Source organism: Nonomuraea turkmeniaca (assembly GCF_005889735.1).
In the GTDB taxonomy this organism is placed as follows: Bacteria; Actinomycetota; Actinomycetes; order Streptosporangiales; family Streptosporangiaceae; genus Nonomuraea; species Nonomuraea turkmeniaca.
In genome coordinates, this window is sequence record NZ_VCKY01000359.1 from 1 (window position 1) to 7,916 (window position 7,916).

Here is a 7,916-nt window from a genome sequence, read left to right on the forward strand (position 1 = left end):
CCCACCCCGCACGTCCCCACCCACCGGGCGCGGCGGACCGGCGGCCGGGTGCTGGCCGCCTCCGTCGCCATCGTCGCCGCGGTGGCCGCCGCCGGCGCCGGCGGATACCTGGGCGGTCGCGAGGTCGCCCAGGCGAACGCGCCCGCCGGGGCCCCCGCCGTCGTCCCCGCGGTCTCCGGGGCCGCGGTGAACGCGCCCGCCATCCTGGCCAGGATCGAGCCGTCGATCGTCACGGTCCGCACCCGCTCGGTCGGGGTGAACGCGCTCATGCAGCCGGTCGCCGAGCAGGGCACCGGCACGGGGTTCGTGATCGCGGCCGACGGCCTCATCGCGACGAACAACCACGTCGTCGAGGGCGCGCAGGCCATCAGGGTCACGCTGCGGGACGGGCGCACGTTGACGGCGAAGGTGCTGCGCAGCGACCCGGCGGCCGACCTGGCCGTGTTGCGGGTGAACGCCGGCGACCTGCCGGTCGCGCCGCTCGGGGACTCCTCGACGTTGAAGGTCGGCGACCCCGTCATCGCGATCGGCAACGCCCTGGCCCTGCCCGGCGGCCCGACGGTGACCGAGGGCATCGTGTCCGCGCTGGACCGTACCGTGCAGACCGACGCGGGGGCGCAGCTGCAGCACGTGATCCAGACCGACGCGGCCATCAACCCCGGCAACAGCGGCGGCCCGCTCGTGGACGCGTCCGGGCGTATCGTCGGCATCAACACGGCCGCCGCCGGCGACGCGCAGAACATCGGCTTCTCCATCGCGATCAACGGCGCCCGCCGCACGATCGACGACCTGCTCGCCTGACGGACGTCTAGGGTGGAATCATGAGGGTGCTCGTCGTGGAGGACGATCCCGGCATGTCCCGCATGCTGGTCCGCGGACTGCGCCGCGAGGGCTACGCCGTGGATGCCGCGGGCAACGGCGAGGACGCGCTGTGGAGCGTCACGGAGAACGACTACGACGCCGTCGTGCTCGACGCGATGATCCCCGCTCCTGACGGGTTCGAGGTGTGCCGGCGGATGCGCGCGGCGGGCCGCTGGGCCCCGGTGCTCATGCTCACCGCGCGCAACGCCGTGACAGACCGCGTACGCGGCCTGGACTCGGGCGCCGACGACTACCTCACCAAGCCGTTCGCGTTGTCGGAGCTGTTCGCCCGGCTGCGGGCGCTGACCCGCCGCGACCCGCACGAGCGGCCGGCCGTGCTCCAGGTGGGGGATCTCTCCCTGGACCCGGTCAGCCACGTGGTGCGGCGCGGCGAGTCGGCGATCACGTTGTCGCCGAAGGAGTTCGCGCTGCTGCAGGAGTTCATGCGGCGGCCCGGCGAGGTGCTCAGCCGCACCCATCTGATCGAGCACGTGTGGGACTTCGCCTACGACGGCGGGTCGAACGTGGTCGACGTGTACGTCCGCTACCTGCGTGACAAGGTGGACCGCCCGTTCGGCCGCGACAACATCCAAACCGTCCGCGGCGCCGGCTACCGCCTCGACCCGGCGATCTGACCGCGATGGTCGGGCGGTGCCGCCCCCGTCCTACAACCGGATCTCGTAGACCACGTTGAACACGGTCTTCGCGGCCCGCCGGAACCGGGTGAACCCGGCGTCCGCGATCACTTCACGGATCGCCGCCTCACCGGCCTGGGCCGTGAAGCGGCCGACCCCATGCCGGCGATCGCTGTCCTGACCACGTCTTCGCCCATTTCGTCCTCCCCATCTCGGATCGATCCGATGGTCGGAGAACGGCCTCACAGTTCGCTCACGCGACGCTGTCATGGTCACGGACGACGTGGACGGGATCGGTGGACGGGATCGGTGGACGGGATCGGTGGACGGGGTCAGGTGTGGACGCGGGCCAGTTCCCTGTCCGCCGCCTCCTGCACGCTGTCGAGGTCGTCGGCGATCTCGGCGCCCGCCACCGCGTCCGGCAGGTCGTCCTCCATCCGCCGCAGCGGCCGATACCAGAGCCCCAGAGCACCCCACACCACCAGCAGCGCGCCCGTCACGGCGAGCAGCAACCCGACGCCCCGCGCGGGGCCGACGCCGACGAGGTCGCCGACGACGGTCCCGGCCAGCGCCCCGCCGGGCTCCAGCAGCGGGCCGAACAGGTCGGACAGCGGCGGCGCGGTCAGGAAGGCCAGCGGCGTCATGGACACCGCCAGCATCTGGTTGGTGGCCAGCACCCGGCCCTGCAGCTCCAGCCCCACCTTGAGCTGGATGATCGACAACCAGTGCGCGTTGAGGATGCTGAGGAACAACCACGACAGCAGTCCGCCGAAGGCCGCCAGGGCGACCGACGGACGGAGCCCGATCAGCAGGATGCCGAAGCCGAAGCCGCTGACGAACCCGACCATGCCGATCGCCCGCCGCTCCGTGCCGCCCCAGAACACCATCACCAGCGCCCCGAGCACCGCGCCCAGCCCCTGGGCCGCCGTCACCGTGCCGACGGCCGCCACGTCGCCGAACGACAGCACGGTGGGCACGGTGATCGCCAGGGCGAGCATGCCGAGGTAGTTCTCCACGACGAAGAAACCGATCATGATCATCAGCGGCCGCCGCCGGACGAGGAACCGCCAGCCGCCAGCCACGGCCTGCGTGAACGTCTCCTCCAACCGGTGGAACAGCCGATCGGGGAAACGCACCAGCAGCAGCGTCGACAGGCCGACGACGAAGGTGACGATGTTCACCGCCGCCACCCCGTGCACGCCGATCATGGTGATGAGCGCCGCCCCGGCCAGCGGGGCTATCAGCATGCCGAGCCCGGTGCCGACGTTGGCGACCGCGTTGGCCTGCATGAGGTACGGCTTGGGCACGAGCTGGGCCACCGCCGCCAGGTACGCGGGCCGGTGGAAGGCGGTGACCAGCGACAACACGCCCGAGATGGCGCCGACCTGCCAGACCTCGAGCCGCCCGGCGATCAGCAAGGCCACCAGCGCGGCGGTCGCGACGGCGGACACCGCGTCGCAGGCCAGCATCACCAGCCGGCGGTCCACCCGGTCCGCCACGGCCCCGCCGAGCGGCGAGGCCAGCAGCGACGGCAGCGTGGCCAGCATCGAGACCAGCGCGTAGTCCGACACCCGCCCGCTCTCCTGGTACGCCCACACGCCCAGGGCGAACGCGGTCAGCGCGCTGCCCAGCAACGAGGCGGTCTGGCCGACCGCGACGGTGTAGAAGCGGCGCAGGTCCGCGTGGGCACGGTCGCCGACCACCTCCACCTCGGCGACCGGCTCGGGCAGCCGGCCCGCGGCCCAGTCGCCGAGGTGAGCGTCGATCAGCTCGGCCAGCCGCGGCGCCTGATGCTTGAGGAAGTAGTGGCCCGCCCGCGGGATCGTGGCCAGCTCCACCCGGTCGGCGAACGCGCCCCACTCGCGGTAACGCTCCTGGTAGAGCTCGGTAGAGCGGTCGCGCTCGCCGATCACGCAGAGCACCGGCGCGGCCAGCTTGCGCGCGCCCGCGGCGGCCAGCTCGCCGCTGAACCAGGCCTGCGCCTCCTCCACGTCGTGCCGCAGGCCGCGCAGCATGATCGTGGTGTCGCCGGTGTCCTCGTCGAGCGCGCCGAGCGTGCGCAGGAAGTCGCGTTGCGACCGGTCGGAGGACCACCTGTTGGCCGGGAACCTCCGATTCCACCAGGCGGAGATCCGGCCGGGCAGGCGGGCGTCGGGGAAACTGCCGCCGACGAACAGCCCGGCGACGGGCACGCCCGACTCCTCCAGGCGCAGCGCCAGCTCCGTGGCGGCGGCCGAGCCCACGCAGTGGCCGTAGAGCGCGACAGGCCCGGTGCTCAGCGTTGTCACCTCGGCCGCGACCCGGTCCACCAGCTCCGGCAGCGTGAGCATCGGCTCGTCCGGCCGGGCCGGGTCGTGGCCGGGCAGCTCGACGGCCAGCACCGCGGTGCCGGGATGGCGGGCCGCCAGCTCGCTGGCGAGCGGCCCGTAGGCGGCGGCCGAGCCGCCGCCGTAAGGCACGCACAACACGGTACGGCTCGCGACCGCGGGCCCGGCCAGCCGGTGCAGCAGCCCGGGCTCGGACCCGTCGCCGGCGTCCAGATGGGCGGCCAGCTCGCGGATCGTCGGCCGGGTGAACAGGTCGATGACGCGCAGCGCCGGATCGATCTCCCTGACCGCGCGTACCGCCATGAACGAGTCGCCGCCCAGGGCGAAGAAGTCGTCGTCCACGCCTAGGTCGTCGGTGCCGAGCACGTTCGCCCAGATCGCGGCGATCCGCACCTCGGACGGCGTGCTCGGGGGGATGCGGTCGGCCGCCGCGGCCGCCTCCGGCATCGGCAGCGCCGCCCGGTCCACCTTGCCGAGCGGAGTGAGCGGCAGCGTGTCGAGGACGACGATGGCGGGCGGCACCATGTACTCGGGCAGCCGCTCCCGCAGACCGGCGCGGATCGCCGCGAGGTCAACGGTGGCGGGCGCGATCCAGGCCGCCAGGCGGCGGTTGTGCGCCTCGCCGATCGGCAGCACCGCCGCCTCCAGCACGCCCGGCTGGTCGTGCAGCGCGGCCTTCACCTCGCCCAGCTCCACCCGGAACCCGCGGATCTTGACCTGGTCGTCGACCCGCCCCAGGAACTCGACCATGCCGTCGGCGTTGAGCCGTACCCGGTCGCCGGTGCGGTAGCAGCGGGTCGTGCCGGTGACCGGGTCGGGCACGAAACGCTCGGCGGTCAGGTCGGGGCGGCCGAGATAGCCGCGTGCCAGGCTGGGGCCGCTGATCCATAGGTCGCCCGGCACGCCGGCGGGCAGCGGGCGGCCGGCCGGGTCCACCACGTAGCAGTCCACGTTCGCCAGAGGCCGGCCCAGGGGGACATTCGCCGAACCCGTGGGCGTCTCCGGCGCTGTGCAGCTCAGCGCCGACACCGTGGCTTCCGTGGGGCCGCAGTGGATCTGCAGCTCCAGGCCCGGCCGTGCGGCCCTGATCCGCTCGGCCAGCTCCCAAGAGGTCGCCTCGCCGGCCAGGATGAGCAGCTCGGCCGGCAACATCCGGGCCAGATCGCCGTGGGCCGCCAGCAGTTCGAGGTGGCTGGGCACCATCTTGATCACTTCGACCGGGTGGGCGGCGAGGTAGGCGGTGTACGCGTCGGGGTCGGTGGCGGTGTCCTGGTCCACCAGGTGCACGGTGGCGCCGTTGAGTAACGCGCCGAACAGGCAGGTCATCACCAGGTCCGAGGCCATCGTGGAGACCACGCCCCAGGAGGCGTACGCGCCGGAGCCCGCGTCGATGCGCTCGGCCACCGCGCGCAGGTAGTGCAGGACGGCCCGGTGCTCCACCGCCGCGCCCTTCGGCCGCCCGGTCGACCCGGACGTGAACAGGACGTGGGCCAGGTGGTCCGGTGCGACGGGCACGCCCGGCGAGGTGTCCGGCAGGTCCTCGGCCAGCACGTCCTCCAGGACCAGCGCGCCCGGCAGCCGCCCGGCCAGCGCCCGTTCGGCCAGCACCAGGCGCGCACCGCGGGACACCATGTACGCCAGCCGGTCGTCCGGATATGCCGGTTCGAGCGGCATGTACGCGGCGCCGGCCTTGAGCACGCCCAGGATCGCGGGGACCAGAGGCGCGTGCCGTTCGGCGAGCACGCCCACCACGTCGTCGGCGCCGACGCCGGCCGCGAGCAGCCGGCGCGCGATCCGGTTGGCCTGCCGGTCGGCCTCCGCGTACGTCATGGTCCCCGCCGGGTCCGCCACCGCGACGGCGTCGGGCGTGCGGGCCGCCCAGTCCTCGAACCAGGCGTGCAGCGGCCTGGACAGGTCGAAGTCCCGGCGCGGCCCGGCGACCAGCGGGCCGGTGACCGGCTCCAGCGGCACCGCGCCGGCCGGGCGGTCGAGGTCGGCGAGCAGGCCGTCCAGCAAGGTCACGTACCAGCCGGCCATCCTGCGCGCCGTGGCCGGGTCGAACAGGTCGGCGCGGTAGGCCAGCGAGCCCTCGTAGCCGTCGCGGGACTTGGCCAGCGCCAGGTTGAGGTCGTACTTGACCGTCCGCAGCGGCGGCTCGAACACCTCGGCCGTCAATCCGGGGAAGCGCGGCGGTTCCGGCCGGGTGTCCAGGACGTTCAGCACCGCCTGGAAGATCGGCGTGGTGGCCAGGTTCCGCTCGGGGTGCAGCACCTCCACCACACGCTCGAACTGCGTCTCCCGGTGCCCGAACGCCTCCAGCGCGGTGTCACGTGCCCGCGTGAGCAACTCGCGGCCCGTCGGGTCGCCCGACCGGTCGCCCCGCATGACGAGCGTGTTGACGAAGCAGCCCAGCATCTTCTCCGTGTCCGGATGCAGGCGGCCCGCCTCCAGGACGCCCACCGGCACGTCGTCGGTGCCCGAGACCCGGCCCAGCAGCTCCTGCCAGGCGGCCAGCAGCACCATGAACGGCGTGCCCCCGATCTCCGCGGCCGCCGCCCGCACCCTGGCGGCCAGCTCGGGGCCGAGGCTGACCGGCACCTCGCCGCCCGCCCAGTCGGCGACGGCCGGGCGCGGGTGGTCCGCCGGCAGGTCGAGCACGGGTTCGAGGCCGGTCAGCCGGTCGGTCCACCAGGTCACGTCGCCCGCCGGCTGCCCGGCGAGCCACTGCGCGTAGTCGGCGTACTGCACGCGCGGTGCGGGCGGGCGCTCCCCCAGGCCGAGCCCGGCCGCGTAGAGAGCGGCCAGCTCGGCGATCGCCACGTCCCTGGACCAGGCGTCGAAGGCGATGTGGTGCACGGTCAGCAGCAGCACGTGCTCGTCGTCATCCAGCCGGTAGAGCACGGCTCTGGCCGGCGGCTCGGCGTCCAGCGCGAACGGCCGGTACGCCTCCCGCTCCACTCGCTCCGGGTCGTCCAGGTCCTCGACCGTGATCGGCACCAGGTCGGCGCCGACGACGACAGTGCCGTCCTGGTCGACGAGCGTACGCAGCACCTCGTGCCGCTCGGCCAGCTCGCGCACGGCGGCCAGCATCGCGGCCGTGTCCAGCGGGCCGCGCAGCCGGACGGCCGTCGGGACGTTGTACGCGCCGCGGTCGCCCGGCTCGGCGAGCTGGTCCAGGAACCACAACCGCGCCTGCGCGGGCGACGGCGCCGCGGGCGAGCCGTCCGCCCTGGCGGGGATGCCCGGCACGGTACGGGCGGCGGCCTTGCGGGCGGCGGCCAGCCGTACCGCAAGCCGGTCCTGCAGGCTCTGCCGCGTCTCGGTCATCGACCGGCCTCCAGCTCCGCCACCAGCAGCTCCTCGACCGCCGAAGCGAACACCGCCAGCACCGGCCGCTCGAACAGCAGCCGCACCGGCACCTCCATGGCCAGCGCCTCCTTGAGGCGGGCGGCGACCAGCATGGCCGCCAGCGAATGGCCGCCGAGCGCGAAGAAGTCGTCATCCACGCCGACCGCGTCCAGCCCGAGCACCGCCTGCCAGACGTCGGCGATCAGCAACTCGGCCTCGCTGGCCGGCGGGACCAGGGTGCGGGCGGCCGCGTGGTCCGGTTTGGGCAGCGCGGCCCTGTCGACCTTGCCGGACGAGGTGGTGGGCAGCGTGCCGAGCGTCATCCACTGGCGCGGCACCATGTAGTCGGGCAACCGCTCCCGCAACGCGGCCTCCACCGCCCCGACGTCAACCCCCGCACGTTCCGCCGTGCCGCCCGCCGTGCCGTCCGCCGTGCCGTCCGCCGTGCCGTCCGCCGTGCCGTCCGCCGGGCCGATCAGGTAGCCGACGAGATGCTCGTCGTGGACGGCGACCACGGCGTCCGGCACGCTCTCCCGCAGCGCCGCCTCGATCTCGCCGAGCTCGATCCGGTGACCGCGGATCTTCACCTGCTGGTCGCGGCGGCCGAGGAAGTCGAGCGTGCCATCGGGACGCCAGCGGGCCAGGTCGCCGGTGCGGTAGCGGCGCTCCCCCGGCACCGTCGGATCGTCGGCGAACGCCGATGAGGAAAGGCCGCGGTAGCCCCGGCCCACGCCCTGTCTCTTAT

At 73.8% G+C, this 7,916-nt stretch carries 4 protein-coding genes; 2 read left to right on the forward strand and 2 right to left on the reverse strand.

What is annotated here, in order from left to right:
- Positions 1-801, forward strand: an 801-nt coding sequence (locus ETD86_RS50955) for a S1C family serine protease (RefSeq protein ID WP_211370851.1), incomplete at its 5' end; no start/stop codon positions are given.
- Between the two features lie 20 nt (positions 802-821).
- The gene (locus tag ETD86_RS50960; RefSeq protein ID WP_138673824.1) at positions 822-1,496 is read left to right on the forward strand and encodes a response regulator transcription factor; all 675 of its coding nucleotides are present in this window, start codon (positions 822-824) and stop codon (positions 1,494-1,496) included.
- 332 nt (positions 1,497-1,828) lie between these two features.
- Here the strand turns inward: ETD86_RS50960 and ETD86_RS50965 are convergent, their stop codons facing one another.
- Positions 1,829-7,150 (reverse strand): non-ribosomal peptide synthetase/MFS transporter, encoded by a 5,322-nt coding sequence (locus ETD86_RS50965; protein ID WP_138673825.1) that lies wholly within the window; start codon positions 7,148-7,150, stop codon positions 1,829-1,831.
- A partial coding sequence (locus ETD86_RS50970; RefSeq protein ID WP_138673826.1) for a phosphopantetheine-binding protein occupies positions 7,147-7,916 on the reverse strand: 770 nt, incomplete at its 5' end. The genes ETD86_RS50965 and ETD86_RS50970, both read right to left, overlap by 4 nt.